This is a genomic window from Stenotrophomonas sp. AB1(2024), assembly GCF_037482345.1.
Classification (GTDB): domain Bacteria; phylum Pseudomonadota; class Gammaproteobacteria; order Xanthomonadales; family Xanthomonadaceae; genus Stenotrophomonas.
In genome coordinates this window covers 2,256,238-2,282,013 of sequence record NZ_JBBHKO020000001.1, presented here as the reverse complement: position 1 = coordinate 2,282,013, position 25,776 = coordinate 2,256,238, and the positions used below count along the sequence as shown (strand labels likewise).

Sequence of the window (25,776 nt, the reverse complement as noted above, 5' to 3'; positions counted from 1 at the left end):
GTCGTACTTCTCCTGCTCAAACCGTGCCCGGCTTGCCCCGCGGTCTACGCGCTGGCGGGCCTGAAACCTTGGCGCGCTTAGCCTTTCGCCCGGTCACCACAACAACCGCGTCCGAGTTACAAGGCAGTTGCTCCATCAACTGAGCCATGCCGGCAACAGCACGGCGACGGCATTGCCGGCGCAGGCGGTAATACTAGCGCAAGCCCGCGCATTCCAGCGAGCGTTGCTGGGCGGCGCCACTGCGCTGGCGGGCTGCGCTGGGGCTGGCCTTGTCGGCCAGGGCCGCATCCACCCACCATTGCTCGGCGCCTTCGCTGCCGCCGACCAGGCGGGCGCTGAAGCCGGCCGCGCTCAGGGCCGCCAGGCGGCGCTCGGCACCTGCGCGGTTGCGGTACTGCCCCAGGGCGATGGCGTTGGCGTCTTCGCCCTGGGCCATGATGTAGTAATCGCTGATGCCTGCGGCGGCGATGCGCTTGACCGTGGCCTGGGCCTCTTCACGACTGGCGGCGGCCGGCATCATGACCCGGTAGGTGCTGCTGGCACCGGGCTTGGGCACTTCACGCAGGCGCGAACGCTGAACGAGTTCGCCGGCCTTGCCTTGGGCGGCCATGGCGGTGTCGCGATCGGCAAAGGGGCCGAGGCTGATGCATTGGAGAGGGGCGGAGGGTGTGGGTGCCGGCGGGGTTTCCGTGGGCCGGCCAACGGCCGGCGCTACCGCGACGGCAGGCGGTGCGGGGTTGGGTGCGGTCGGTGCGGCGGGTTCCGCAGTGGTGGCGGCGGGTTTGGGCGGTTCCGGGGTGGCGTCGGCCAGTGCTGTGGTGGCAGCTGCCGGCTCCGCGCTTGGGGCAGCCGGCACTGTTGCGGCGGGTGCGGGTGCGCCGGGCGTATCGAGCAGCTGCAATTGCGCTACGCCGGTGGGCGCGGCCGGCGGGACCGGCGCGGGGTCGCCGCGCAGCATCCACCACAGCGCGACGCCTACGTTGAGGATGGCCAGTACTACGATCAGGGCACGGGTAAGCATGCGGCGATCCTACCGCGACGCCGGTGGCTGGTGCACCGCCCAGCGCGCAAGACCATCGAGTACCAGCGCCGGCTGGAACTGTGCATCGCCCAGCAGCGGCATCAGTGCCGGCGCGCCGCCGCCATGCACCAGCAGTGCGGGCAGCGCGCCCAACGTGGTGGCCGCGTGCATACGGCTGCGTTCGATCAGCGCAACCGCCGCACCATCGCAGCCGGACGCCAGGGCATCGGCGGTGTCGTTGGCGAATTCGCTGTAATCGCCACCTTGTGCGGGCAGCTGCACGGCGCGCGCATGCAGGGCTTCGCGCATGGTGGTGGGCGAGGCGGCGATGCGGCCACCGTGATGCTGGCCATCGGCATCGAGCAGGTCGAGGGTGAGCGCGGTACCGACCCCGGCAATCAATACCGCCTCGCGGCGTTCGGCGGCGGCGATGAGCGCCAGGTAGCGGTCCACGCCGAACTTCGACGGGTCGGCGTATGCGATGCGCACGCCGGCACAGCTGGCTTCGGTGCGCGCCACCCGCACGTGCGCGAAGCGCGCGCGCAGCACATCGAGCATGCTGGCGGTGAGCGCGGCGGCCGCCACGCTGGCTACATAGGCGGTATCACCGCTGGGCAGTCGTTCCAGCGCATCGGCGGGCATGGCTTCGGCGCCATGCGGCCATGCCTGCACATCGCCCGCGCGGATGCCCTGCAGCGGCGCGAACTTGAATCGCGAATTCCCCAGATCGAACAACCAGTCGCTCATTGCGCCCTCACGCTGACTTCCCCGGCATGGAACACCCGTTCGCTGCCTTCGATGCGCACGTGCAGCGCGCCATCGTCAGCCAGCCCCAGCGCCTGCCCTTCATGTATTACTCCACCATCGTCGACCCGCACGGTGCGCCCGGCCAGGCTGTCCAGCGCGGCGTAACGTGGCAGGAATGGGGCGAGACCGTCGCGCTCGAATGCCTCCAGCGCAGGCAGCAGGGCCGCCAGCAACCAGCCCACCACGTCGTTGCGTTCGATGTCATTGCCCAGCAGCGTGGCCAGGTCGGTCCACGGCTGGGTGATCTCGGCCGCGAACGCCGCCGGCATGCGCACGTTGATGCCCAGCCCGATCACCGCGCGCGCCGGGCCGGCGAATTCACCGCCGCCTTCAACCAGCAGCCCGCCCAGCTTGTGCCCATCCACTACGATGTCATTGGGCCATTTCAGCCCGACCTGGGCAACGCCGCGCGCGCGCAGCGCCTCGGCCACCGCCACGCCCGCCACCAGGCTCAGTCCACCCAGGCGCGACAGGCCGCCGGCAAATCCACGCAGCACCGAGAGGTACACATGCGCGGCCAACGGCGAGGCCCAGGCCCGGCCGCGTCGGCCACGACCGCCGGTCTGGCGCTCGGCCAGCAGCACCCGCGCACCGCGCTCTGGTGCGCTGCACCGCAACAATTCCGTATTGGTCGAGCCCACCGTCCAGGCCACCTCCAGGGTGTCCAGCAGGGGCTTCAGCGCGGGCAGCAGCCGGGCCGTGATGGCCTCGGCATCGAGCAGGTCCAGGTGATGCTGCAGCTGGTAGCCGTCACCGGCGCGCCCGTCGATCTCGATACCGGCCGCCCTAAGTCCTTGAATTCGCTTCCATATTGCGGCGCGCGTCTGGCCCAGCTCGCGGGCCAGCGCGTCGCCGGACAGTCGCCCGGCGCCCAGTTTGGCCAGCAGTTGGCGGTCGTCCACGGCAGCTTCCATCGGTTGATGGGGAAAATTATGCGGGAAAGCGCCGCATCGCGCCCGCCGGGGGCTTCCAATTGAGGCCGTGAATCGGGCTAGAATCGAAGATTGACCCCCTCGCCCTTCCGGATGTTGACGATGCGCCCGTTCGCCCATTGCCTGCTCCTGCTGTTGGCCCCGATGGCCGCGCACGCTTCCGATGCGCTGGCCAGCTCGGGCCGGGGTGGCTGCGTGTATTCGACAGCGGAAGGCGAGCGCGCGGCACCGGCGGCGACACCGGCCAGCACGGCCCCGTCCACGGTCAAGCCCAGCGCCACCGCGCCGGGCAGTTCCGGCGGTGGCGGCGACGATGATGTGTTGCCGCGCCTGCGTGCGCCGAAATGGCACAGCTTCCTGCCGGGCATGTTCCGCTGATCCAGTCGTTGTTGCGCTGGCTGCGGTCGTCACCGCGCCCGATTCCCGAACCCGCCTGGCAACACACCTGCCAGCGCACCGCGTGGCTGCGCGGGTTGCCACCCGAGCGTTTGCAGCGGTTGCGTGGGTTGGCGGCAGCGTTCCTGCATGGCAAGACCATTACCCCCATTGGTGGGCTGCAGCTCGGTGACGACGACGCCGTGCTGATTGCAGCGCTGTGTTGCTTGCCGCTGCTGGAACTGGGCGAGACGGGTCTGCGCGGCTGGTCGCAGGTGCTGGTGTACCCCGAAGGCTTCATCGTGCCGCAGAGCGAGATGGACGAAGACGGGGTGCTGCACGAGTGGGAAGAAGAAGCGATCGGCCAGGTCTCGCACAACGGGCCGTTGCTGCTGTCCTGGCATGACGTGCAGGCCGAGCTGCAGCATCCACACGAAGGCGCGTGCGTGGTGGTGCATGAAATGGCGCACCGCATTGATGTGCTCGATGGCGTACTGGATGGCACCCCGCCGCTGCCGCATGCGTGGCAGCAGCAATGGGCGGCCGATTTCCAGCAGGCGTTCGACGCGCTGTGTGCGCAGGTGGATGCCGGGATGGAGACGGTGATCGATCCGTATGCGGCCGAAGCGCCGGATGAGTTTTTTGCGGTGGCCACCGAATACCACTTTTCCGCGCCCGACCTGCTGGAGCAGGAGATGCCGGTGGTGGCTGGGCATCTGCGGCGTTTTTATGGGGCGCCGCCGTCCTTGAACCGGTAGGTACCGACCGTTGGTCGGTACGCCGGTCAATCAAGGCCCGGGCGGCAACTTCACTTCAAACCGCGCGCCACCCAGCTCGGGCGAGCGCTTGACCTGCAGTTCGCCGCGATAGTCCTTGATCAGGTCCTGCACGATCGACAGGCCGATGCCGTGACCCTGCACGCGTTCGTCGCCACGCACGCCACGCTGGAGCACCTTGGCGATATCGTCCGGGGCAATGCCCGGGCCGTCATCGTCCACCGACAGCACCAGCCCGGCACGACGCATGCCCGGGGCGCTGAACGGCTTGGCAGTGAGCAGCACGCGGCGGTTGGCCCATTTGAAGGCGTTCTCCAGCAGGTTGCCCAGCAGTTCCTGCAGGTCGCCCGGCTCGCCGTGGAAGCGCGCGGCTTCGTCGATGTCGAATTCGCACAGCACGCCCTTGGACGCGTACACCTTCTCCAGCCCGCGCACGATTTCCTCGGCGTTGGACTCGATCGGCAGCGGCGCCGAGAACAGCTTGTGGCCCGACGAGGCCGCACGCGCCAGCTGGTAGGACACCAGGTTGTTCATGCGGCGCAGCTGCACATCGAATTCCTGGCGCAGGTCCTGATCCTGCGCGCCACTGTCGAGCTGCGTCCGCAGCACCGCCAGCGGCGTTTTCAGGCTGTGCGCCAGATCGGCCAGGGTGTTGCGCTGGCGCTCGAGGTTCTCGCGCTCGCTTTCAATCAAGGCATTGATGCTGTCGGTGAGCGGTTCGAGCTCGCGCGGATGGCGTTCACTCATGCGCTCGGTTTCGCCGCGCTGCACCTTGGTCAGCTCGGTGATCACCCGCCGCATCGGGCGCAGGCTCCACTGCAGGATCACCGTCTGCAACAGCAGCAGGATCAGGCCCGCGCCACCCATCCAGAACCACACCCGGCCACGGAACACGCGCAGCTGCGCACCCAGCGCACGCGAGTCTTCCATCACGTAGATGGTGTATGGGAATTCGGTGGCCGGATCGGCATCGGCGTCCCACACCAGGCCCAGGCCATAGCGGTACACCGAGCCCTGGCTGCCATCGATCTGGATCATCGGCAGCGGGCCTTCGAACACTTCCTGGCGCGGGGCCAGCAGCTTGCCGCCCACGGTGGGCAGCATGGGGCCTTCGGCGGACATGGAATTGCCCTTTCCGTCTGGCATTACGACCTGCAGGTACAGGCCGCTACCGGGCACGTCGAAACGCGGGTCCGGCGGTTGTTCGCGGATATACAGCGAGCGGTCGCGGGTGAAGTCGATGCCGGCCGCGTAGGCGGTGGCATAGTTTTTCAGGCGCTCGCGCAGGTTGGCGCGCGCCGTGTCGGCGAACGCGGCATCCAGTGCGTAGCCTGCAATCGCCAGGAAGGCGAGCAGGCTCACACTGGCGGCCAGCAGCTGGCGTGCCTGCAGGGAGCGCGGCCGCCAGCGTTTAAAGAACCACAGACGGCCTGACATCATCCCATCGCCGGACTAACGGCTCAGCCCTCGTTGCGCGGAATCGCGAAGCGATAGCCGCGGCCACGCACGGTTTCGATCGGCTTGAGTTCGCCGTCCGGATCCAGCTTCTTGCGCAGGCGGCCGATGAATACTTCCAGCACGTTCGAGTCACGATCGAAATCCTGCTGGTAGATGTGTTCGGTGAGGTCGGCCTTGGAGACCAGTTCACCGGCATGCATCATCAGGTATTCGAGCACCTTGTACTCGTAGCTGGTGAGGTCCACGTTGCTGCCTGCAACGCTGACCGTCTGCGCGGCAAGATCCAGCGCAACCGGACCGCATTCGAGCGTCGGCTTGCTCCAGCCCGCCGCGCGGCGCAGCAGCGCGTTGACGCGTGCCAGCAGCTCTTCAACGTGGAACGGCTTGACGAGGTAATCGTCGGCGCCCTGCTTGAGCCCTTCGACCTTGTCCTGCCAGCTCGAGCGGGCGGTAAGGATCAGCACGGGGAACTTCTTGCCCTCGTCGCGCAGCGCCTTGATCAGTTCCATGCCCGACATCTTGGGCAGGCCCAGATCAATGATGCCTACGTCGAACGGCACTTCGCGGCCCATGTACAGACCTTCCTCACCGTCCTGTGCGGCATCGACGGCAAAGCCTTCGCGCTTGAGCCGGGCTGCAAGGGTTTCCCGCAGCGGGGCTTCGTCTTCGACCAGAAGGATACGCATGAACTCTCCCTAGTGTCCTGGGTGTGGCCTGGGGCCAGTGGCTAACAGATGACTGCGGACAACTATCCCCGTTCAGGGGTTATCGCCGCGTAGTGATGACATATCCGAACGCGGCGTGCGGGGCTGTGAACGCGGCTGGGCCGGATCGTCCATGTAGCGGACGCGACCCCGGTCATCCATGTATTTCACCCGGTTGATATCCCGACCGTCGAAGGGCACCCGTTCCGCGCCCAGGATGTGGCCACCGGTGGTCCGCTGGACCCGGCGCACGGCGTCGGACAGGGAGCGTTCCTGGGGGGCACCACGGGCAGCCCGCACCATCGCTTCGGCCCGGGCCGGATCCGGCTGGGGGGCCTGCGCGCCGGCACTGCCGATGGCAGCAACGGCGCCGCTCGCCAACAGGGCGACAACGGCAAAACGACGGTGGCAGGTCACGGAGAACATCGGGTCTGATCCTAGCGGAGCGCGTCAAAACGTTCAAAAGTTGTGAATCGGCAGCCGCCAGCCAGGGCCGGCGCTTTACGAATCTTTTGCAAATTCTTGGTTTTACGCAGTGAATCCGGTCTGAACTTTTCTGACCGCCGCTTCGCTTTGTTCATCTAGGTGAACATTGACGGCTACTTCCTGCCCGATGTCAAGCGCGCTCTGGGACGCGGTTCACGCTGCGACGCGCTCGGCCTGGTCGCGGGTGATGGTGAGGGCCTGCTCGATGAGGGCCCAATCGGCACCGGGGCGGTGGGCCCCCTCGCTCAGCACCTGGCGGAAGGCGCGGCCGCCGGGCTGCCCGTGGAACAGCCCCAGCAGGTGGCGGGTGATGTGCTTCAGGGCGAGTCCCTGTGCCAGCTGGGCCTCGATGTAGGGGCGCATGGCGCGCAGCAGCGCCTCGCGCGGCTGCAGTGCAGCACCGGTCTGCGCGGCGTCCAGTTGATGCAGCACGTAGGGGTCGTGGTAGGCCGCACGGCCCAGCATCACCCCGTCCAGCGCCGGTAGCTGGGCCTGGGCGGCATCCACGCTGGCCAGGCCGCCGTTGAGCACGATCTGCAGCTGCGGGCGGTCGGCCTTGAGCCGGTGCGCCCAGTCGTAGCGCAGCGGCGGGACCTCACGGTTTTCCTTCGGCGACAGGCCCTTCAGCCACGCGTTGCGGGCGTGCACGATGAACATCGCGCTGCCGGCGTTGGCCGATTGATCGACGAAGTTTATGAAGTTTTCGTAGTCGTTGTCCTCATCCACGCCCAGCCGGCACTTCACCGTGACCGGGATTTTCACCGCGCCGACCATAGCCGCCACGCACTCGGCCACCAAGGTCGGTTCGCGCATCAGGCAGGCGCCGAAGCGGCCAGCCTGGACCCGGTCGGAGGGGCAGCCGCAGTTGAGATTGACCTCGTCGTAGCCCCAGTCCTGGGCGATGCGCGCGGCCTGCGCGAGCAGGGCCGGATCGCTGCCCCCCAGTTGCAGGGCCAACGGGTGCTCGCTGCCATCGAAGCCGAGCAGGCGCTCGCGGTCGCCGTGGATCACGGCGTTGGCGTGCACCATTTCCGTGTACAGCCGCGCACCCGGGGCCAGCAGCCGGTGGAACACGCGGCAATGGCGGTCCGTCCAGTCCATCATCGGGGCGACGGACAGGCGCAGGGAAGCGGCGTAGCGGTCTGCGGGGGTGGCAGGCTGGGTCATGGGTGTCTGATCGGGCGGGAATCGCTGGGTTTGCCAGCGCGATCAATAGTTTACACCGATCGACTGAACGCCATGGCCAGCCCGAACCGGGACATACGTCAATGACACATGTGCGCCATTGACGTACTTTTGCGGTATGATCTTCATCGAAACAGCAGCTTTCAGCCGAGTCATCGTAGGCCTGCTTGCGGACGACCAATATGCACGGTTCCAGCTTGAACTGGCTGCATCCCCAACAGTAGGCGATGTCATTGAGGGCACGGGCGGCTTGCGCAAGGTTCGCCTTGCGATCCCCGGGCGGGGGAAACGGGGTGGTGCACGCGTCATCTACTACTACATCGCCCCTTCAGACCGGATCATTCTGCTTCTGGTGTATCCCAAGAATGCTCAGGACGCCCTGACTCAAGCGCAGAAGGCGGCGTTGCGATCGATCATCGAGAATTGGAGGTGAGCCATGGACAACAAACTGTTTGCCGAACTCATGGGCAGCGTGACCGAAGCCGACGAGATCCTGAAGGGCAATCGCGCACCATCGCGCGAGCTGCATGTGAGCCCCGTCCAGGTGCGTGAGATTCGCAAGTCTACGGGCCTCTCACAGCAGAAGTTCGCCCGCATCATTCACGTGGACGTGGGCACGCTGCGCAATTGGGAACAAGGCAGGCGGGACCCCACCGGTCCTGCCCGTGCTCTGTTGCACGTCATCATGAAGAACCCGAAGGAAACACTTCGCGTGCTGGCCGAAGCGGGTTGACGGTCACCCGGGAGAGCCTGCTCCAGGCTGGACGGTAAGCTTCCGGAAAATGACAACCTACTGCCCAACGCTGTTCCGCCTCTCCGATGGCCATCACGGATCGAATCAGGATTTCCCCGAACTTCCATGAGCGCCCCGCCCACCTCCACCTTCGACAGCACCACTGAACAGGGGGTGCTGCGTCTTTCCATCGCGGCCTCGCTCGGCGTTGCCGCGATAGCCGTCGCTTTCGGCCTGTTCGCCAACTCCTCGTTGATCATCTTCGACGGCATCTATGGCCTGATCGATGTGGTGATGACCTGGCTGTCGCTGCTGGTCGTGCGGCTGATCAGCCTGTCCACCAACGTCGACGCACTCCAATCCCGCTTGAACCAGCGCTTCACCATGGGCTTCTGGCACCTGGAGCCGATCGTGCTGGGAGTGAGCGGCACGCTGATGATCGGCGCGGCGTTGTATGCAGCGGTCAACGCGGTGGATGCACTGATGTCCGGTGGCCGCGAGATCGCGCTGGGGCCGGCCATCGTGTTCGCGGTCATTTCCATCATCGTCGAAAGCGGTCTGGCGCTGTTCGTGCGGCGTGCCAACCGCACTATCGGATCGGAGTTCATCGCGCTGGATGCGAAGAACTGGATGGTGGCCGCAAGCATGTCGGCGGCCTATCTGGTCGCCTTCGGTGGCGGCTGGCTGTTGCGCGGCACCGAAGGGGCGTGGCTGGTGCCCTATATCGACCCGGCCATCCTGCTGGTGGTCTGCCTGTTCGTGGTGGTCGCGCCGTTGGGTACGGTTCGGCAGGCGCTGTCGGACATCCTGTTGATCACCCCGGTCGAGCTGCAGGCGCATGTGGATGAAGTCGCACGCGGCATCGTGGCCAAGTACGGCTTCATCGAGCATCGCAGCTACGTCGCCAAGGTGGGACGCGGCGACCAGATCGAGCTGTTCTTCGTGGTGCCCGCGAACGACCCGCCGCGACAGCTGGTCGAATGGGACCAGCTGCGCGACGAGGTTGGCGAGGCATTGGGGGAAGAATCGACCGACCGGTGGCTGACGATCATGTTTACGACTGACCGCGAGTGGACGATCTGATCGATATTAGCGTCATGCAACCTGCAGCCCCTGTTTCCACTGCCGCGGGGACTGCCCTGTCTGCGATTTGAACGCACGCGACAGCGCCGCTTCACTGCCATAGCCCACGTCCACTGCGATGCGCTTGAGCGGTTGGCCCTTGCGCAGGGCCTGTTGCACCAAGCGCGTGCGCCAGCCCTGCAGGTAGTGGCCGGGGGTGCTGCCGATGGTGTCGCGGAAGCTGTCGGCGAAGGCGCTGCGTGACATTCCGGCACGCTGGGCTAGCGATTCGAGGGTCCATTCCTGCGCGGGCTCTTCGTGCATCGCTACCAGCGCGTGGCGAAGGCGCGGGTGGGCCATGCCGGCGAGCAGGCCGACGCGCAGCTGGCCGCTTTCCATCAGCGCGCGCAGGATCTGGATCATCACCACTTCGAACAGCCGGTCCAGCAGCGCCTGGCGACCGCAGCGCTGGGCGAAGGCTTCTTCGAACAGCACAGAGAGGATGGGCTGGCCGCCGTACAGTTCTGCCAGCGGCAGGCAGATCACCGGCGGCAGCGCGGCGGCCACCGGGTTGTTTCCGCCGCCTTCGAACTGCAGATGGGCGCAGGCGAAATCGGCGCCGGTCGTCGGATCGGTAACGAAGCGATGCGCGAATGGACGGGGATACACGAGTACGCTGGGCTCGGTGATCTCCAGCACGCTGCCGTCGGGATGCTCCACCCGCACGCTGCCTTCGCGGATAAGGTGCAGCTGGCCACGCTCGCCATCGGCCGCCAGGTCGTTGATGCCGCACAGGGCGCCGGCGTGGAATACCTCGGCGTTGACCGCGAAGCGGCCGAGCAGGGATTGCAGGCGGTCGACCATTTCGGACTCCAGATCAAGTTTGCTGGACGTTATGTTGCCACACGTCCAGCCTGCGGGCGCAAAGTACACCTCACCAACCGGTCCATCCCTTACCCAGCCAGGAGTTTCCCATGTCGATTGAAAAGGTTCTTTACACCGCGCACGCCACCGCCACCGGCGGCCGCGAAGGCCACGCCACCTCGTCGGACAAGGTGCTGGACGTGCAGCTCTCCACCCCACGCGAGCTGGGCGGCGCCGGCGGCCCGGGCACCAACCCGGAGCAGTTGTTCGCTGCCGGTTACTCGGCCTGCTTCCTGGGCGCGCTGAAGTTCGTCGCCGGCCAGGCCAAGGTTGCGCTGCCGGCTGAGACCAGCATCACTGGCAATGTAGGCATTGGTCAGATCCCGACCGGCTTCGGCATTGAAGTCGAGCTGCAGATCAGCGTGCCGGGCCTGCCGCGTGAGCAGGTGGAAGAGCTGGTGCAGAAGGCGCACATCGTGTGCCCGTATTCGAATGCTACCCGCGGCAATATTGATGTGACGCTGACGGTTCTGTAATCACCTCCTACGCCGGAGTCGCAATACTTGTGGCTCCGGCTCGGAGTGCTGACGCTTTCCCTATCGAGCCCCTACCACCGCTTCGCTTGCAGCCTCATCCACGCTCCAGTACCAATTCCCATCACCAGTGTCCGGCCTGCCGAAACCCGACCACGAGAACTGAAGGCAACTTGCATCGTCCTCGACTTCCCCAGCCCCGTCCGCAAGGGCGACGTAGCGTTCGAATCCATCAGTCGCAAGGGCCCAGGTCATTCCATCCCGCTGGGCCAGTGACACCACCTCTGGTTCGATCCAACGTCTTGGCTTGAAGCATCTGGTGACCGTGGATCGATCCCCTGGCGCGGGAGCAATGCCCAGGCGCGAAAGGGTTGCCTCTTTTGTCTGAGGCTGTGTCAACCACGTCCAGCCATCACCGTCGATTGCTCCGATCCGACAGTCACCCGCCAAGAGTGCTGATGCCGCAGGACTGCCCTTCTCAGTCAGGAGCACTCCATAAGTCGCATTCGACAGTCGAAAGCCATCGCGCAGTTCTGAGTGCACGTTGCGCATCATCGCCGCTACCACTTTGCATTCCACACTAGGTTCGCGATACCACCTGGCAGTCATTTGGGAGACTACAGCCCTTGCCAGATTGCCCTGTGCTGGAGATGAGGTGAACTCGTCCACGACGATCGCCATGGCAACCCCTCCAGAAACGACGAGGCCACCTGCATCGTGGTTGAAACGGCGCTGCGATCCCCGACGACTGGTCCATACAGGCGGTAGTGCATCAATGTCCAGCTGCCTTCTCCATTCGGCTGTAGATGGAATCCCGCTGCGCTCGATCACTTGCGGCACTTTCAACAGCGTACTGAAGCCCGTCTTGTTCCAATAGAGCATTCAGTTCACGCTGGATGAATTCCCTGACATCCTGCGGCGCTTCCAGGACTTCAGCCACAATCTCAGGCCGTCCCTGGAATAGCGTGATGATGTCTTCGATATCGGTGCTGGACCAGATGTCGCCCTTTCCCCTTCCGTTATAGGCATCCAGCTTGGTAGCAAGGAAGTACTCTGGGGTTACAAGGCGTATCTCCGTTTCGCCGACGGTCACAGGTCGTGCCGTTGCCATCGCCCTTTCGTACCACTGATTGGAGAATCCGAGGATGGTTGCGTCGTAGGGCATGAAGTCCACTCTCAGATCACCTAGAAAGAGTGCACATGCAGGCGCTTCTTCATGGAGATTGTCATGGAAGCCCTGGCTACGTAGCTTTTCCTGCAGGTGCTGCCAGTCGACACGGCCCATGACAGGCACAATGAGATCAACATCTTTCGTGTGTCTCACGTTCTGCAGCGCAAGCGGGTCCGTCAACTGCAAACCTGTCGTTGATCCACCGATGAAGGCGACCTGCGACCTGAGATGGCTTCCCAAGGCTTTCGCGACCTGCTCGATCATCTGCCTGTGGTCCTGTACCGCGTATTCGTTCACTGTCTCGCTCTCTCAGGCAAGTTCATGATGGTTGCCAACTGACTCTCTGCCACCGCTCGTTCGCGTGGCAGCCCAGCCCGCAGCGAATCGGTGAGCGCCAACATTGCGTACAGCAATGGGTCCGTTCTGACTGCATATGGAACTGTGGGAGTAAGTGGTTCAATGGCTTTTCCCTGGCTGTTTCCCGTCTCGCTGGGCCAGACCAGAATTTGCCCGGCACCTGCCGACAAGTGATCTTGAAGCACAGGCGCACTCATCGCCGTCGGGATTCCCCGACTTACTGGCCCAGCTACCACCGGAAACAGGAACCTCGCGGCGTGGACGAGGAGGCCAAGAACTGCCGGGGCGTTTGCCTTGGGGAGATCCGTTTTTCTGTCAGGGAATGCCAAACCATTGTCAAAGCAGCGGTTCAACGACAAGCTCACTTGGCTCTTGCTGATGCCGGTATCGCCCGCCAACTGCCTGACTGTAAAGAGGCCGCGCCAATGGTTTTCGAATCCTGGGCGCCGTTGGTCCCAATGCCAGTCTTCGTGCGTCGCATGCTCCCAGCCCTGCCAGTTGTCGGTCCGAAGCGGCAGGTGCGCGCTACCGTCCAGCCGCCAGAGGCTGATCAGGCGAAGCAGGAGCACTACATCTTGACTTTTGAGCATGAGACAACCTCGCAACGTCCCGTGTCCCGGGACGTAGGACAAATGAGATACCAATCCGCATCCATTGTCAAATAAAAATGGGCGGATGCCGGTCAAAGTGACCGTGCATCCGCCCATCCCACCGCGGTGGATCCCTGTTATGGGATGCGTTCGTTTTTTCGGAGGGCCGGCCAACGGCCGGCGCTACCGTTTACTTATCGCTTGTTACCAGCTGCACTACGCTGGAGAAGTCGAGCTTGCCGCGCCCTGCCTGGTGGTTCATCGAGTACAGGTTACGGGCCAGTTCGCCCAGCGGGATCGATGCGCCCACGCTCATCGCCGCTTCCACGGCCAGGCCCATGTCCTTGAGCATCAGGTCGCTGCCGAAGCCGCCACTGTAGCCGCGCGATGCCGGCGCATTTTCCAGCACGCCCGGCCACGGGTTGCACACTTCGGTGGCCCAGCTGCGGCCGGTGCTGACCGCCATCATCTGCGACAACACCTTCGGGTCCAGGCCGTGGGCCACGCCCAGTGCGATGGATTCGCCGGTAACGGCCATGATCACGCCGAGTGCCATGTTGTTGCACAGCTTGGCCACCTGGCCGGCGCCGCTGGCACCCACGTGGAAAATGTTCTTGCCCATGGCCTGCAGCAGCGGGCGGGCGCGTTCGAGCGCGTCGGCTTCACCACCCACGATGAAGGTCAACGTGCCGGCAGCAGCGCCCGCAGTGCCGCCGGAAACCGGTGCGTCCAGCATCTGCAGCCCGCGTGCGGCGGCCGCTTCAGATACCTTGCGTGCGGTAGCTGGCGCAATCGTGCTGCAGTCGATGACCAGCGCGCCGCCGGGAATGTCGGCCAGCAGGCCGCTGTCTCCCAGGTACACGCCTTCGACATGGCGGCTGGCCGGCAGCATCGAGATGACCACCTCGGCGTTGGTCAGGGTGTCCAGTGCCGAGCTGGCGGCGGTGGCACCGGCGTCGACAGCGGCCTGCACGGCGGCGGGCACCAGGTCGAACACGCGCACGGCGTGGCCGGCCTTGGCCAGGTTGGCGGCCATCGGGCCGCCCATGTTGCCCAACCCGATGAATGCAATACGGCTCATGCGAGGCTCCTTTCAGGAACGGTGGCGCCCAGGTCGGCCAGCGGGTGCGTGGCATCGGTCCAGGGCGAAACGAGGAAGGTGTCGGCCCACTGCACGGTGGCTTCGGCCAGGGTGCGCGGTTGCCATTGCGGGGTGCGGTCCTTGTCGATCAGCAGCGCGCGGATGCCTTCGGCGAAATCGCCGTGGGCGGCGCAGTGCAGTGCGGCGATGTACTCCAGGCGATAGACGTCGGCCAGCGATGCGCCGGCGGTGCGCTTCTGCAGTTCCCACGCCAGGCGAGCCGAACCAGGGGCACCGGCGGCCAGCGTGGCCTGTGCGTTCTGCAGCCAGGGATCTTCGGTCTGCAGCGCGGCGATGGCATCGACCACTGCTACGACATCGTTGGCGTCGCACAGCGCATCGATCGCAGCAGCATTGCGCAGCAGCGGACCGGTGGCGGCATCGCTGGCGTGCTGCTGCAGCAGTGCGCTGAGCTGTTCGTGGTTGCGCTTGGCCTCATCACTCCAGTGCACGTCGGCCAACGCATTGAACACGTCTGCGCGCTGCGCCTCGGCGATATGGATGTCGGCCATGCCCGCATAGATGGCATCGCCGGCATTGAGCGGCGCACCGGTCAGGGCCAGGAACAGGCCAGCCTTGCCCGATACGCGCGGCAGCAACCAGCTGCCACCCACGTCCGGGAACAGGCCAACGGTGATTTCCGGGAACGCCAGCCTGGAGCGCTCGCTGACCACGCGGTGGCTGGCACCGGACATCAGCCCGATGCCGCCGCCCATGACGATGCCATGGCCCCAGCACAGGATCGGCTTCGGGTAGGTGTGGATGGCGTAGTCGACGCGGTATTCCACGTCGAAGAACTCGGATGCGTAGTGGTTGTCGCGCACATCGGTAGCGCCAGCATCGCGGTAAGCGCGCATGCTCTGGTACAGGCTGTGCAGGTCGCCTCCGGCGCAGAACGCCTTCTCGCCCGCGCCCTGCAGCACCACCAGCGCGATGCCGTCGTCGGCCGCCCATGCGGCCAGGCGCTCGTGCAGCAGGTGCGCCATGGGCAGCGAGAAGCCGTTGAGGGTGCGCGGCGCATTGAGCGTGGCAATGCCAATGCGGGTGCCGTTGGCGGCCAGGCGCTCTTCGAACAGCACCGGCGCTTCGTTGCTGGCGTCCGGCGTGCTCATGCGTTCTTCCATTGCGGTGCGCGCTTTTCAAGGAAGGCGTTGACGCCCTCGGCCTGGTCAGCGCGGTCGAACAGGTCGACGAAGGCTTCGCGTTCAGCCACCAACGCAGCGCCGTGGGTGCCGGTGCGGGTGGCCTGCACCAGGGTCTTGCAGGCGGCGATGCTGGACGGGCTCTGCTTGCCGGCCTTCTGCGCCCATTCGAGGGCCAGCGCCTTGGCGTCGCCCTTGCCGACCTTTTCTTCGGCCAGGCCGATGCGCACGGCGGTGTCGGCGTCGATGCGTTCGCCCAGCAGGATCATCCGCTTGGCCCAGCCTTCGCCCACCAGGCGCGGCAGGTTCTGGGTGCCACCGGCGCACGGCAGCAGGCCCACGGTGGCCTCCGGCAGCGCGACCTGGGCGTGTGCTTCGATGATGCGCAGGTCGCAGGCCAGCGCGCATTCCAGCCCGCCACCCATGGCGTAGCCGTTGATGGCGGCAATCGATACGCCACGGAAGCCGGACAGCGCTTCGAAGGCTTCACCGAAGCGGCGCGCGGCCTCGCGGGCGGCAGCCTTGTCGCCGGAGGCGAACTGCTTCAGATCGGCACCGGCGGAGAAGAACTTCTCGCCACTGCCGGTAATGACCAGCGCATAGATGGTCTTGTCCGCGTTGAGCGCGCCGACCAGGTCGCGCAGCGCCGACAGGCTGTGCACGGTCCAGGTGTGCGCCGGCGGGTTGTCCAGCGTGATCACTGCGACATGGCCGTCGGCCTCGACCTTCAGGCCCACGTGTTCATGCTTGCGCCAATCCATCATCGCAGTTCCTCATCGGTGTTGAGCAGGTGACGGGCCACGATCACACGCATGATCTCGTTGGTGCCCTCCAGGATCTGGTGCACGCGGCTGTCGCGCAGCAGGCGTTCGATCGGGTATTCGCGGATGTAGCCGTAACCGCCGTGGATCTGCAGCGCTTCATTGCAGACCTGGAAGCCAGCGTCGGTGGCGAAGCGCTTGGCCATCGCGCACCACACGTTGGCATCGCTGGCACCGGCGTCGAGCTTGCGCGCGGCGGTGTGCACCATCTGCCGCGCGGCCACCAGTTGGGTGACCATGTCGGCCAGCTTGAACTGCAGCGCCTGGAAGTCGGACAGGGTCTTGCCGAACTGGCGGCGCTCGCCCATGTAGCGGCGTGCGGCGTCCAGTGCGCCCTGGGCGGCGCCCAGCGAGCAGGCGGCGATGTTGATGCGGCCACCGTCCAGGCCCTTCATGGCCAGCTTGAAGCCGCCGCCCTCGTCGCCGAGCAGGTTGGCCACCGGCACGCGCACGTTTTCGAAGGTGATGCCGCGGGTGGGCTGGCTGTTCCAGCCCATCTTTTCTTCCTTGCGGCCGTAGCTGATGCCAGCGAGGTCGGCCGGCACCGCCAGCGCGCTGATGCCGCTGGCCCCTGGGCCGCCAGTACGCACCATCACCACCAGCAGTTCGGTGGCGCCGGCGCCGGAGATGAAGGCCTTGGAGCCGTTGAGCACGTAGTGGTCACCATCGCGAACGGCGGTGGTCTTGAGCGAGGCCGCATCGGAACCTGCACCCGGTTCGGTCAGGCAGTACGAAGCCAGCTTGCTGCCCGAGGACAGCGCATGGCCCCACTCGGCACGCAACGCTTCCTCGCCCCAGCTGCTGACCATCCACGAGGCCATGTTGTGGATGCTGATGTAGGCCGCCGTGGACGGGTCCACATTGGCGAGCTCCTCGATGACGACGGCGGCGTCCAGACGGCTCAGGCCGCTGCCACCAACTTCAGGGTCCATGTACAGGCCACAGAACCCCAGTTCCCCGGCCTTGGCGATCGCCTCGCGCGGAAAGATGCCCTCCGCATCCCATCGCGCGGCGTGCGGCGCCAGTTCGGCCTGGGCGAAATCGCGCGCGGCCTCTCTATAGGCCTGCTGCGCTTCTTCGAGTTCCGTCGTCATCGAGTTGCTCATAAACACTCCGTGCCCTTGCAGGCGCTTACTTCAGGCTGATCGTGGTGTTGACGCCGTGACCCAGGGTCTCGTCGTCGAACCAGCGCGCGGTGATGGTCTTGGTCTGGGTGTAGAACATCACCACCTGCTTGCCGTACGGGCCCAGGTCGCCGAGCTTGGAGCCGCGCGAACCGGTGAACGAGAACAGCGGCACCGGCACCGGGATCGGCACGTTGATGCCGACCTGGCCGACGTCGATTTCTTCCTGGAAGCGGCGCGCCGCCGCACCGGACTGGGTGAACAGCGCGGTACCGTTGCCGTTGGGGTTGGCGTTGATCAGCGCGATGGCGTCATCGAGCGTTTCCGCTTCGAGGATGACCAGCACCGGCCCGAAGATTTCCTCGTCATAGATGCGCATGCCCGGGGTGACGCCATCGAAGATGGTCGGGCCAACGAAGTTGCCCTTCTCGAAGCCATCCACCAGCGGGTTGCGGCCATCGAGCACCAGCTTGGCGCCCTGCTCCACGCCCGAGGCGATCAGACTTTCCACGCGCTCACGGGCGGCGCAGGAAATCACCGGACCCACGTCCGTACCGGCCACGCTGCCGGCGCTGACCTTGAGGGTCCTGGCCTTGGCCACCAGGTCCGGCACCCACTCGCGCGCTTCACCGACCAGCACCAGGGTGGAGGCGGCCATGCAGCGCTGGCCGGCCGCGCCGAAGGCGGCACCGACCATGGCGTTGAGGCTCTGTTCCTTGTTGGCGTCCGGCAGCACCACGGCGTGGTTCTTGGCGCCCATCATGCACTGCACGCGCTTGCCCGCCAGCGAGGCGCGGTTGTAGACGTGGGTGCCGACACGGGTGGAACCCACGAACGACACGGCCTTGATGTCCGGGTGGTCGCAGATCGCGTTGACCACTTCTTCGCCGCCGTGCACGACGTTGAGCACGCCCTTGGGGATGCCCGCTTCCAGCGCCAGTTCGACCAGGCGCATGGTCACCATCGGGTCCTGTTCGGACGGCTTGAGGATGAAGGTGTTGCCGGTGGCAATGGCCATCGGGAACATCCACAGCGGAATCATCGCCGGGAAGTTGAACGGGGTGATGCCGGCGCACACGCCCAGCGGCTGCAGCAGGGTGTAGGTGTCCACGCCGTTGGCCACGTTGTTGGCCAGCTCGCCCAGCTGCAGGTTGCCGATGGCGGCCGCATGCTCGACCACTTCCAGGCCGCGGAACACATCGCCTTCGGCGTCGGGCACGGTCTTGCCCTGCTCGGCGCTGAGGATGTGGGCCAGCTCGCTCATGTGCTCGCGGATCAGCTGCTGGTACTTCAGGAAGATGCGCGCGCGGGTGCCGATCGGGGTTTTGCGCCAGGTCTTGAAGGCTTCCTTGGCCGAGGCCACGGCGGCGTCCACTTCGCTCACGGTGGCGAACGGCACCTGGGCCAGGACGTCCTGGGTGGCCGGATTGACCACGTTCTGCCAGTGCGAGCTGGCCGATTCAACGAACTGGCCATCGATCAACATGCGGATACGGGGCGGTGCAACAGTCATGGCAATACCGGCGGGATGCGAAAGGTGATTGGCATTATTCACAGCCAACCCCTCGATTTCCGGGCTGTCTACGCTTAATCTGGCCAATGCCCGCTACGATTTCTGTTAATTCCGTGAATATCCAGCTCACCCACCGTCAGATCGGCCTGCGCCTGCTCAAGCTGCGCGAGCAGCGCGGCTACAGCCAGGCCGAGCTGGCCCGGGCACTCGGTCTGTCGGCCAGCTATCTGAACCAGATCGAGCGCAACAAGCGCCCGTTGACGCCGGCGGTGCAGGCCCGGCTGCGCGAGGTGTTGGGCGACGTTACCGACCTGTTCGACGTGGATGAGCCCGGCGCGCTGCAGGAGGCGCTCGGCGAGACCCTTCGCGACCTGGGTCTGGACGAGGTCAGCAGCACCGAGCTGCGCGCGATGGCCGGCAACCTTCCGCAGATCAGCCGTGCCCTGCTCGACCTGCACCGCCGCCACCTGTTGCTGCGCGAGCACGCCGCCGCGCTGGAGTTCCAGCTGGGCGACCCGCAGGCCGGGCAGGCGTTGCCGGCCGGCGACCAGGTGCGCGATTTCTTCAACCGCATGCACAACCACATTCCCGAACTGGACGACCTGGCCGAGCAGCTGTTCGGCGAATGGGGGCTGGTGGCCGGGCACGTGGCGCCGCGCCTGCGCCAGCTGCTGGCCGACCGCCACGGGGTGCTGGTGGAGGTGGCGCCGCTGCAGGCCGGGCGCGAGAAGCGCGTGTACGACGGCGGCAGCCGCACGCTGTGGCTGCCCGATTACCTGGAGCCGGGCCAGCAGGCCTTCCAGATGGCCGCCGAACTGGCGCTGCTCGGCTATGCGGCGCAGATCGATGCGGTGATCGCGCGCGCGGGCTTCCGCGAACCGGAGCAGATCGCGCAGGCGCGGATCGGCATGTCCAACTATTTCGCTGGCGCGCTGGTGATGCCATATGCGCAGTTCCTGCGCGCGGCCGAGCACAGCGCCTACGACATCGATGCGCTGGCGCACCGCTTCGGGGTGGGGTTCGAGGCGGTGTGCCACCGGCTGAGCACGCTGGCCCGGCGCAGCGCGCCGGGGCTGCCGTTCTTCTTCATCCGCGTGGACCGCGCCGGCAATGTGTCCAAGCGGCACTCGGCCACCGATTTCCACTTCTCGCAGGTGGGCGGTTCGTGCCCGCTGTGGATTGTGTATGAGGCCTTCAACCAACCGGGGCGGGTGCTGACCCAGACCGCGCGCATGCCCGACGGGCGCCGCCACTTCTGGCTGGCCCGGCAGGTCAGCAGTGGCCCGATTGGTCATGGCCAGCCGCGCAAGACCTTCGCGGTGGCGCTGGGCTGCGACCTGCAGCATGCCGAGCGGTTGATCTACTCGCGCGGGCTGGATATCCAGAGCCCGGGCAACTCGGTATCGATCGGCCCGGGCTGCCGGGTCTGCCCGCGCGAGGACTGCATGCAGCGCGCGTTCGCGCAGTTGCCGGGGCGGGCATAGCCCGCCCTGGCAACGGTAGCGCCGGCCGTTGGCCGGCCCTCGAAATGTCGAGGCATCCCGCAGCCCAACGTGTACGAACGGTGCGGCACCACCTGGGCCGGCCAACGGCCGGCGCTACCCGCTATTGACCGCGTTTGCGGTCAATAGCTGGGGGTCACCTTCATCTGCGGCAACGGGCGGGGGGCGCCATCGGTGAGGTCGGGGCCGAGGTCTTCCCAGGTCTGGCCCTGCTCGACCATCAACCGCCACAGCTGCTGCGATTCGCGACGCTTTTCTTCTGAAGCGAACCGGTACGACGGCGGCGGTGGGGTCCCGTGTGCGACCGATTCGTAGGCGCCCTGCCAGGCGTTCACGCGCTGCGCCGGATCATCGGTTCGCGCGACCTCCAGCGTATAGCGCTGGTAAGCCGAGGCGAGGTTGCGCCAGCGGATCCAGTAATGGTTGGCGAACGAGAAATCGCAGAAGCGTTCGCCCGCCACGCTGCCCTTGGCGGCGATACGACTGAGCACGGCCTGCGGCATATCCAGGTTCATGCCGCCTTCGTCGCCCTGCAGCGATACATGCACGATGCGGTCGCGGTAGCCGGGAGCACGCGCCTGCAGCACATCGCGCCAGTTCTGCATGGTGGACACGATGGAGAACAGGAAACCGGACATCTCCGCCGCCGCCAGCGGCCGCGCAATGGACTGGTAGCTGCGTTGCCAGCCATGCCGGTTCTCGGTGGGCAGGAACACGGCCGCATTGATGGCACCGGGCGAGTCCGGTGACGCGCGCAGCGGCTCGGCCGGGTGCGGATAGACGAGGTCGATGCCGAAGGTCGGCCAGCGCGGCAGCGCCGCGTCGAACAGATGGATGGGGAAGTTGCTGCTGATCCCCCCATCGGAGAACCAGCATACCCGGAACGCGGTGATCACCGGGCCGCAGCCGTGGCCGCCACTGGTGAGGCCTTCCATGCTGTCGGCCACGTTGCGGTTGTCGTGCGGGGGCGCGGCATCGGCCACCGGTTCGCAACGGCGTTCGCGCCGGGCCGGCTCGTGCAGTGGCACCGCACTGATCAGCAGCGGAAAACTCAGGCTCATCCGGGTGCCCACCAGCACCGGCAACTGATCGCCTTCGGGCAGGCGGTAATAGTCCACGCCGTCCACCTGGTGCGGCGCGCCTGCACGGGCCAGCAGCCACGCCATCACGCTGGCCGGGAACAGCTGCTCGAACTGGTCGCGCCGGAACCAGAACTGCGAAGCGCTGAACGGCAGCGTGCGCGGTTCGGTATGCGACACGCAGGTGGTGATCATCTGCAGGCTGATTGCATGCACGCCGGCGGGTTCACCGCTGTAACGCGGTGCGTTGTGCAGGTCGGCGAAGGTCAGCGGCTGGTCCAGCGGCTTGCCCGACAGCGCCTGCAGCTGGGTGTGCAGCCAGTCGGTCAGGGCGGGATTGCCAGCGTCGGTCTGCGTGGCCCCCGAGCATAGTCCCAGCAGGTTGCGCCGCGCCACGCGGGCCACGCGCAACGCAGACGCCAGCACCCCGGCCCCATACGCACACAGCAGCGAGGGCAGCAGCGTGGCCCACATGCCATCCACCCCCGCCGCAAGCCAGCCGATCCCCAGCAGCGCCGCCAGCGCGGCCAATAGTTCCAGCGGCGCAATGGCGAACACCGCCGCCAGCAGGCACAGGACCTTGCGCGGCAACCCGGCCTTGCCGGTCAGCATCACCAGCAGCCGGTAGGCGGTGCGGGCGCCGTAGGCGGGCTGGAACAGGCTGTAGATGAAGCCGCGCCGCGACAACTGGGTGGAGACATCGGCCAGCCCGGCAAACCCCGCCTGCGGTCCCAGTGGCTCGCCCGCCCGGCAACGCCGGTCGCCCAGCGCGGCCGCGGCAGCCACCGCTGCGGCAATCGCCCCGGCCGAGGTGCCGCCGATGTTCTTGAAACGGTACTCGCGGGCCAGCGACAGCACCGCATTGGGATACACGATGCCGCTGGTGATGCCGCCTTTCATGACCAGATCGCAGTACTTGTCCGCCACGTTGCCGTCCTCGGTCCCACGCCAGGGGCACAGTATCGCCCACGACCTTCTCAGGGCCTGAGAACCGCGCCGCAGTTGCCGTTTCGGGCGATGCGGATCCGAGATGCCGTTTGCTGACGGGGGCTCCAGAGAACGGCGAGCATCCGTCTGTTCGCTGGGTATTCGAACAGCCCAGCAACAGCCTCGATAGTACCGCTTTACGATAGTATCGTTGTGCGGTAGCATCGTTCTCCAAGGGTTGTTGAATGATCAGTACCGGATCTGCTTCACCTGGACAGCGCGCGGCCCTGCCGACGTTGAAATCTGCGATTACCACTGAGGACTGCCGCCATGCGTTCCATCCCCTACCCGCACCCTGGTGAGATCCTGCAGGAAGAATTCCTTACCCCGTTCGGTTTGACCCAATACCGGCTCGCCAAGTCCATCGACGTCAAGCAGACCCGTATCAGCGAGATCATCGCCGGACGTCGTGGCATCACGGCCGACACGGCACTGCGGCTCGCGCGTTTCTTCGGTACCAGTGAGGGGTTCTGGATGAACCTGCAGATGTCCCACGACGCGGCCAAGGCGCGCGACGAGCTGGCCGACGTACTGGCCCGCATCGAGCCTTACCAGCCCGCCGCCTGAGCGCTGATCGCGCTGCCGTCCTCTTGACCGCCGCCGCATCTCGGCCTACCTTGTGCTCGCCGAAGGCATCCATCTCTTCATGCAGATGAAGGGATGGGTTTAAACGGGAATCCGGTGACGGTGCCTTGCGCACCCATTCCGGAGCTGCCCCGCAGCGGTGAGTGGAAACGAAACCTGCCAACAGCACTGGGCCTGACCGCCTGGGAAGCGGCAGGAAGTAGGTGGGCGCATGCGCCCGTGTCCATCAGCCCGAATACCGGCCCCGGCCGGGGGACATGACCGTCCCCTGTTTGACCTGGAACGTCCGCGGGGAGGTTGCCGGGGCCTGCCGCCATGCGTTCTGCATGGCGCTGCCCCCGTGCGTCCGCTTCACGGCATCCGGTTCGCCCGCGGGGGCGAAGGTCGCTGGCGGGGCGGGCACGGCAGCAATGGCGTGGGTGCCGCGCAGTTCCTTCGTTCCTCAATGCCGCTACGCAATGAGGACACGTTCCATGACCACTGTTACCAACCTGGGTTTCCCCCGCATCGGCGCCAAGCGCGAGCTCAAGCGTGCGCTGGAAGCGTTCTGGTCCGGCCAGAGCAGCGCTGAATCGCTGCAGGACACTGCAGCCAGCCTGCGCGCCACGCACTGGCAGCTGCAGCGCGACGCCGGCGTGGATGTGCCGCCCAGCAACGACTTCAGCCTGTACGACCAGGTGCTGGACGCCGCCTTCCTGTTCGATGCCATTCCCGCCCGCTACCGCGCGCTGGCCGATGCCGATCCGTTGGCCGGCTACTTCGCGATGGCACGCGGGCTGCAGCGCGATGGGTTCGACCTGCACGCGCTGGAAATGACCAAATGGTTCGACACCAACTACCACTACCTGGTGCCCGAGCTGCAGGCCGGCCAGGGCTTCGCGCTGCGCGGCGACAAGCCGCTGGCCGAGTACCGCCAGGCCAAGGCGCTGGGGATTGAAACCCGCCCGGTGCTGATTGGCCCGGTGACCTTCCTGCTGCTGTCCAAGACCACCGACGGCAGCCCAGCGCTGGACCTGCTCGACGCCCTGCTGCCGGTGTACGTGCAGCTGCTGGGCCAACTGCATGCGGCCGGCGCGCAGTGGGTGCAGCTGGATGAGCCGGCATTGGTGCAGGACCTGGGCCCTGAAGCCCGCGCCGCCTTCACGCATGCGTATGCGGTGCTGGCAAAGGCTGCCCGCCCCAAGGTGCTGGTAGCCACCTACTTCGGCGCACTGGACGACAACCTGGCGCTGGCCGCTTCGCTGCCGGTCGACGGCCTGCACGTGGACCTCGTGCGCGCACCGGAGCAGCTCGATGCCGTGATCAAGGCCCTGCCCGCCGGACGCGTGCTCTCGGCCGGCCTGGTCAACGGCCGCAACATCTGGCGCACCCACCTGGACAACGCGCTGGTGCTGGCCCGCTATGCGCATGGCCAGCTGGGCAGCGACTGCCTGTGGCTGGCGCCGTCGTGTTCGCTGCTGCACAGCCCGGTGGACCTGGCGCATGAGAAGAAGCTGGACGACGAACTGCGTGGCTGGCTGGCGTTCTCCAAGCAGAAGCTGGAAGAGCTGCGCGTGCTGGCCGACGCGATCGATGCCCCGGCAAGCGCCGAAGCTGCGCTGGAACAGTCTCGCGAGCGCATCGCGTCACGCAAGCGCTCGCCGCGTGTGCACAACCCCGCCGTGGCCGCGCGCCTGGCCGCATTGACCCCGGCCGATGCACAGCGCCACAGCCGCTATCCGCAGCGCCATCCGGCCCAGGCGGCCGCGCTGAAGCTGCCGCGCTTCCCCACCACCACGATTGGGTCCTTCCCGCAGACGCTGGAGGTGCGCGAGGCCCGCGCGCGCAACAAGTCCGGCACCCTGCCCGACGCGGATTACGATGCGTTCCTGGCCAGCCAGACCGAGCACTGCGTGCGCATCCAGGAACAGATCGGGCTGGACGTGCTGGTGCACGGCGAGTTCGAGCGCAACGACATGGTGGAGTACTTCGGCGAGCAGCTGGAGGGGTTTGCCTTCACCAAGAACGGCTGGGTGCAGAGCTACGGCTCGCGCTGCGTGAAGCCGCCGGTGATCTTCGGCGATGTGAGCCGCCCGCAGCCGATGACGGTGCGCTGGTCGCAGTACGCGCAGTCGCTGACCGACCGGCCGATGAAGGGCATGCTGACCGGGCCGGTGACGGTGCTGCAGTGGTCGTTCGTGCGTGATGACCAGGCGCGCGCCGATACCTGCCGGCAGATTGCCCTTGCCCTGCGCGATGAGGTGCTGGACCTGGAAGCGGCCGGCATCGGCGTGATCCAGATCGACGAGCCGGCCATCCGCGAAGGCCTTCCGCTGCGTCGGGCGCAATGGCGCGAGTATCTGGACTGGGCGGTGGAAGCGTTCCGGATCAGCGCCAGCGGCGTGCGTGATGCCACCCAGATCCACACCCACATGTGCTATTCCGAGTTCAACGACATCATCCACTCGGTGGCGGCGATGGACGCGGATGTGATCTCGATCGAGACCTCACGCTCGCGCATGGAGTTGCTGGATGCCTTCGTGCGCTTCCAGTACCCCAACGAGATCGGGCCGGGCGTGTACGACATCCATTCGCCGCGCGTGCCGGACAAGGAGGAAATGTTGGCGCTGCTGCGCAAGGCGGCCGAAGTGCTCCGCCCGGAGCAGATCTGGGTGAACCCGGACTGTGGGCTCAAGACCCGTGGCTGGCCGGAGACCCGGGCCGCGCTGGAAGCGCTGGTGGCTGCCGCGCGCCAGTTGCGCGATGAGTCCGCCGACGCCAACGCCGCCTGACCTTTCCCCTGTTGCATGAAGACCCCGCTGCCGCCGTTGCCGGCAGCTGGGTCGATG

25 protein-coding genes and 1 riboswitch are annotated in these 25,776 nt (G+C 66.3%); of the genes, 9 read left to right on the top strand and 16 right to left on the bottom strand.

Features of this window, described 5'->3' with window-relative positions; all coding sequences use genetic code 11:
- Positions 1-193: 193 nt before the first annotated feature.
- The 3 genes from WIX41_RS10445 to birA are packed head-to-tail and all read right to left on the bottom strand — an operon-like array spanning position 194 to position 2,730.
- A complete protein-coding gene (locus WIX41_RS10445) occupies positions 194-1,021 on the bottom strand; it encodes an SPOR domain-containing protein (RefSeq protein ID WP_339447291.1) in 828 nt (275 codons plus the stop codon).
- Positions 1,022-1,030: 9 nt separating this feature from the next.
- A complete protein-coding gene (locus WIX41_RS10440) occupies positions 1,031-1,768 on the bottom strand; it encodes a type III pantothenate kinase (protein WP_339447289.1) in 738 nt (245 codons plus the stop codon).
- A complete protein-coding gene (birA, locus tag WIX41_RS10435) occupies positions 1,765-2,730 on the bottom strand; it encodes a bifunctional biotin--[acetyl-CoA-carboxylase] ligase/biotin operon repressor BirA (protein WP_339447287.1) in 966 nt (321 codons plus the stop codon). Before birA ends, WIX41_RS10440 begins: the two co-directional genes overlap by 4 nt.
- A 132-nt stretch (positions 2,731-2,862) precedes the next feature.
- On the opposite strand from birA, the gene WIX41_RS10430 reads away from it, so the two are divergent.
- Together WIX41_RS10430 and WIX41_RS10425 are read left to right on the top strand one after the other, a co-directional pair.
- Positions 2,863-3,138, top strand: a complete 276-nt coding sequence (locus WIX41_RS10430; protein WP_339447285.1) for a hypothetical protein — start codon at positions 2,863-2,865, stop codon at positions 3,136-3,138.
- The gene (locus tag WIX41_RS10425; RefSeq protein WP_339447283.1) at positions 3,105-3,893 is read left to right on the top strand and encodes a zinc-dependent peptidase; all 789 of its coding nucleotides are present in this window, start codon (positions 3,105-3,107) and stop codon (positions 3,891-3,893) included. Before WIX41_RS10430 ends, WIX41_RS10425 begins: the two co-directional genes overlap by 34 nt.
- A gap of 30 nt (positions 3,894-3,923) precedes the next feature.
- On the opposite strand, the gene WIX41_RS10420 is transcribed toward WIX41_RS10425, so the two are convergent.
- From WIX41_RS10420 to dusA, 4 genes are all read right to left on the bottom strand, one after another.
- Complete coding sequence (locus tag WIX41_RS10420) at positions 3,924-5,348, bottom strand: ATP-binding protein (protein ID WP_339447282.1); 1,425 nt, start codon at positions 5,346-5,348, stop codon at positions 3,924-3,926.
- 23 nt (positions 5,349-5,371) lie between these two features.
- A complete protein-coding gene (locus WIX41_RS10415; protein WP_004136763.1) occupies positions 5,372-6,055 on the bottom strand; it encodes a response regulator transcription factor in 684 nt (227 codons plus the stop codon).
- 72 nt (positions 6,056-6,127) lie between these two features.
- Complete coding sequence (locus WIX41_RS10410) at positions 6,128-6,499, bottom strand: hypothetical protein (protein WP_339447280.1); 372 nt, start codon at positions 6,497-6,499, stop codon at positions 6,128-6,130.
- Between the two features lie 213 nt (positions 6,500-6,712).
- The gene (dusA, locus tag WIX41_RS10405) at positions 6,713-7,726 is read right to left on the bottom strand and encodes a tRNA dihydrouridine(20/20a) synthase DusA (protein WP_339447277.1); all 1,014 of its coding nucleotides are present in this window, start codon (positions 7,724-7,726) and stop codon (positions 6,713-6,715) included.
- 136 nt (positions 7,727-7,862) lie between these two features.
- Between dusA and WIX41_RS10400 the strand changes: the two genes are divergently transcribed.
- The 3 genes from WIX41_RS10400 to WIX41_RS10390 all read left to right on the top strand — a co-directional run bounded on the left by WIX41_RS10400 (position 7,863) and on the right by WIX41_RS10390 (position 9,560).
- A complete protein-coding gene (locus WIX41_RS10400; protein ID WP_339447275.1) occupies positions 7,863-8,177 on the top strand; it encodes a type II toxin-antitoxin system RelE/ParE family toxin in 315 nt (104 codons plus the stop codon).
- Between the two features lie 3 nt (positions 8,178-8,180).
- Positions 8,181-8,477, top strand: coding sequence for a helix-turn-helix domain-containing protein (locus tag WIX41_RS10395; protein ID WP_339447273.1), 297 nt, complete (start codon positions 8,181-8,183; stop codon positions 8,475-8,477).
- Positions 8,478-8,603: 126 nt separating this feature from the next.
- Positions 8,604-9,560, top strand: a complete 957-nt coding sequence (locus WIX41_RS10390; RefSeq protein WP_339447271.1) for a cation diffusion facilitator family transporter — start codon at positions 8,604-8,606, stop codon at positions 9,558-9,560.
- Positions 9,561-9,572: 12 nt separating this feature from the next.
- Here the strand turns inward: WIX41_RS10390 and WIX41_RS10385 are convergent, their stop codons facing one another.
- Positions 9,573-10,403, bottom strand: a complete 831-nt coding sequence (locus tag WIX41_RS10385; RefSeq protein ID WP_339447269.1) for an AraC family transcriptional regulator — start codon at positions 10,401-10,403, stop codon at positions 9,573-9,575.
- Between the two features lie 110 nt (positions 10,404-10,513).
- On the opposite strand from WIX41_RS10385, the gene WIX41_RS10380 reads away from it, so the two are divergent.
- Positions 10,514-10,939 (top strand): organic hydroperoxide resistance protein, encoded by a 426-nt coding sequence (locus WIX41_RS10380; RefSeq protein WP_339447267.1) that lies wholly within the window; start codon positions 10,514-10,516, stop codon positions 10,937-10,939.
- 769 nt (positions 10,940-11,708) lie between these two features.
- Here WIX41_RS10380 and WIX41_RS10375 read toward each other — a convergent pair.
- The 7 genes from WIX41_RS10375 to WIX41_RS10345 all read right to left on the bottom strand — a co-directional run bounded on the left by WIX41_RS10375 (position 11,709) and on the right by WIX41_RS10345 (position 18,795).
- Positions 11,709-12,371 carry a hypothetical protein gene (locus tag WIX41_RS10375; protein ID WP_339447265.1) on the bottom strand — a complete coding sequence of 221 codons (663 nt, stop codon included), beginning with the start codon at positions 12,369-12,371 and terminating at the stop codon, positions 11,709-11,711.
- A gap of 29 nt (positions 12,372-12,400) precedes the next feature.
- Positions 12,401-13,054 (bottom strand): hypothetical protein, encoded by a 654-nt coding sequence (locus tag WIX41_RS10370; protein ID WP_339447263.1) that lies wholly within the window; start codon positions 13,052-13,054, stop codon positions 12,401-12,403.
- A 190-nt stretch (positions 13,055-13,244) separates the two neighbouring features.
- A complete protein-coding gene (mmsB, locus tag WIX41_RS10365) occupies positions 13,245-14,135 on the bottom strand; it encodes a 3-hydroxyisobutyrate dehydrogenase (protein ID WP_339447261.1) in 891 nt (296 codons plus the stop codon).
- Positions 14,132-15,307, bottom strand: coding sequence for an enoyl-CoA hydratase/isomerase family protein (locus WIX41_RS10360; RefSeq protein ID WP_339447259.1), 1,176 nt, complete (start codon positions 15,305-15,307; stop codon positions 14,132-14,134). The genes mmsB and WIX41_RS10360 overlap by 4 nt, the downstream gene beginning before the upstream one ends.
- Positions 15,304-16,101 carry an enoyl-CoA hydratase gene (locus tag WIX41_RS10355; protein ID WP_409187363.1) on the bottom strand — a complete coding sequence of 266 codons (798 nt, stop codon included), beginning with the start codon at positions 16,099-16,101 and terminating at the stop codon, positions 15,304-15,306. Before WIX41_RS10355 ends, WIX41_RS10360 begins: the two co-directional genes overlap by 4 nt.
- Positions 16,098-17,264, bottom strand: a complete 1,167-nt coding sequence (locus WIX41_RS10350) for an acyl-CoA dehydrogenase family protein (protein ID WP_409187362.1) — start codon at positions 17,262-17,264, stop codon at positions 16,098-16,100. The genes WIX41_RS10355 and WIX41_RS10350 overlap by 4 nt, the downstream gene beginning before the upstream one ends.
- Before the next feature lie 25 nt (positions 17,265-17,289).
- Positions 17,290-18,795 carry a CoA-acylating methylmalonate-semialdehyde dehydrogenase gene (locus WIX41_RS10345; protein ID WP_339447253.1) on the bottom strand — a complete coding sequence of 502 codons (1,506 nt, stop codon included), beginning with the start codon at positions 18,793-18,795 and terminating at the stop codon, positions 17,290-17,292.
- Between the two features lie 113 nt (positions 18,796-18,908).
- Here WIX41_RS10345 and WIX41_RS10340 point away from each other — a divergent pair, with 113 nt between their 5' ends.
- On the top strand, positions 18,909-20,279 hold the full coding sequence (locus WIX41_RS10340; protein WP_339447251.1) for a helix-turn-helix domain-containing protein: 1,371 nt from the start codon (positions 18,909-18,911) through the stop codon (positions 20,277-20,279).
- Between the two features lie 140 nt (positions 20,280-20,419).
- Here WIX41_RS10340 and WIX41_RS10335 read toward each other — a convergent pair whose 3' ends face one another.
- Positions 20,420-22,303 (bottom strand): hypothetical protein, encoded by a 1,884-nt coding sequence (locus WIX41_RS10335; RefSeq protein ID WP_339447249.1) that lies wholly within the window; start codon positions 22,301-22,303, stop codon positions 20,420-20,422.
- A gap of 315 nt (positions 22,304-22,618) precedes the next feature.
- On the opposite strand from WIX41_RS10335, the gene WIX41_RS10330 reads away from it, so the two are divergent.
- Both WIX41_RS10330 and metE read left to right on the top strand, forming a co-directional pair.
- The gene (locus WIX41_RS10330) at positions 22,619-22,930 is read left to right on the top strand and encodes a HigA family addiction module antitoxin (protein ID WP_339449462.1); all 312 of its coding nucleotides are present in this window, start codon (positions 22,619-22,621) and stop codon (positions 22,928-22,930) included.
- Positions 22,931-22,975: 45 nt separating this feature from the next.
- Positions 22,976-23,209, top strand: a riboswitch (cobalamin riboswitch).
- Between the two features lie 212 nt (positions 23,210-23,421).
- Positions 23,422-25,719, top strand: coding sequence for a 5-methyltetrahydropteroyltriglutamate--homocysteine S-methyltransferase (metE, locus tag WIX41_RS10325; RefSeq protein ID WP_339447247.1), 2,298 nt, complete (start codon positions 23,422-23,424; stop codon positions 25,717-25,719).
- Positions 25,720-25,776 lie beyond the last annotated feature (57 nt).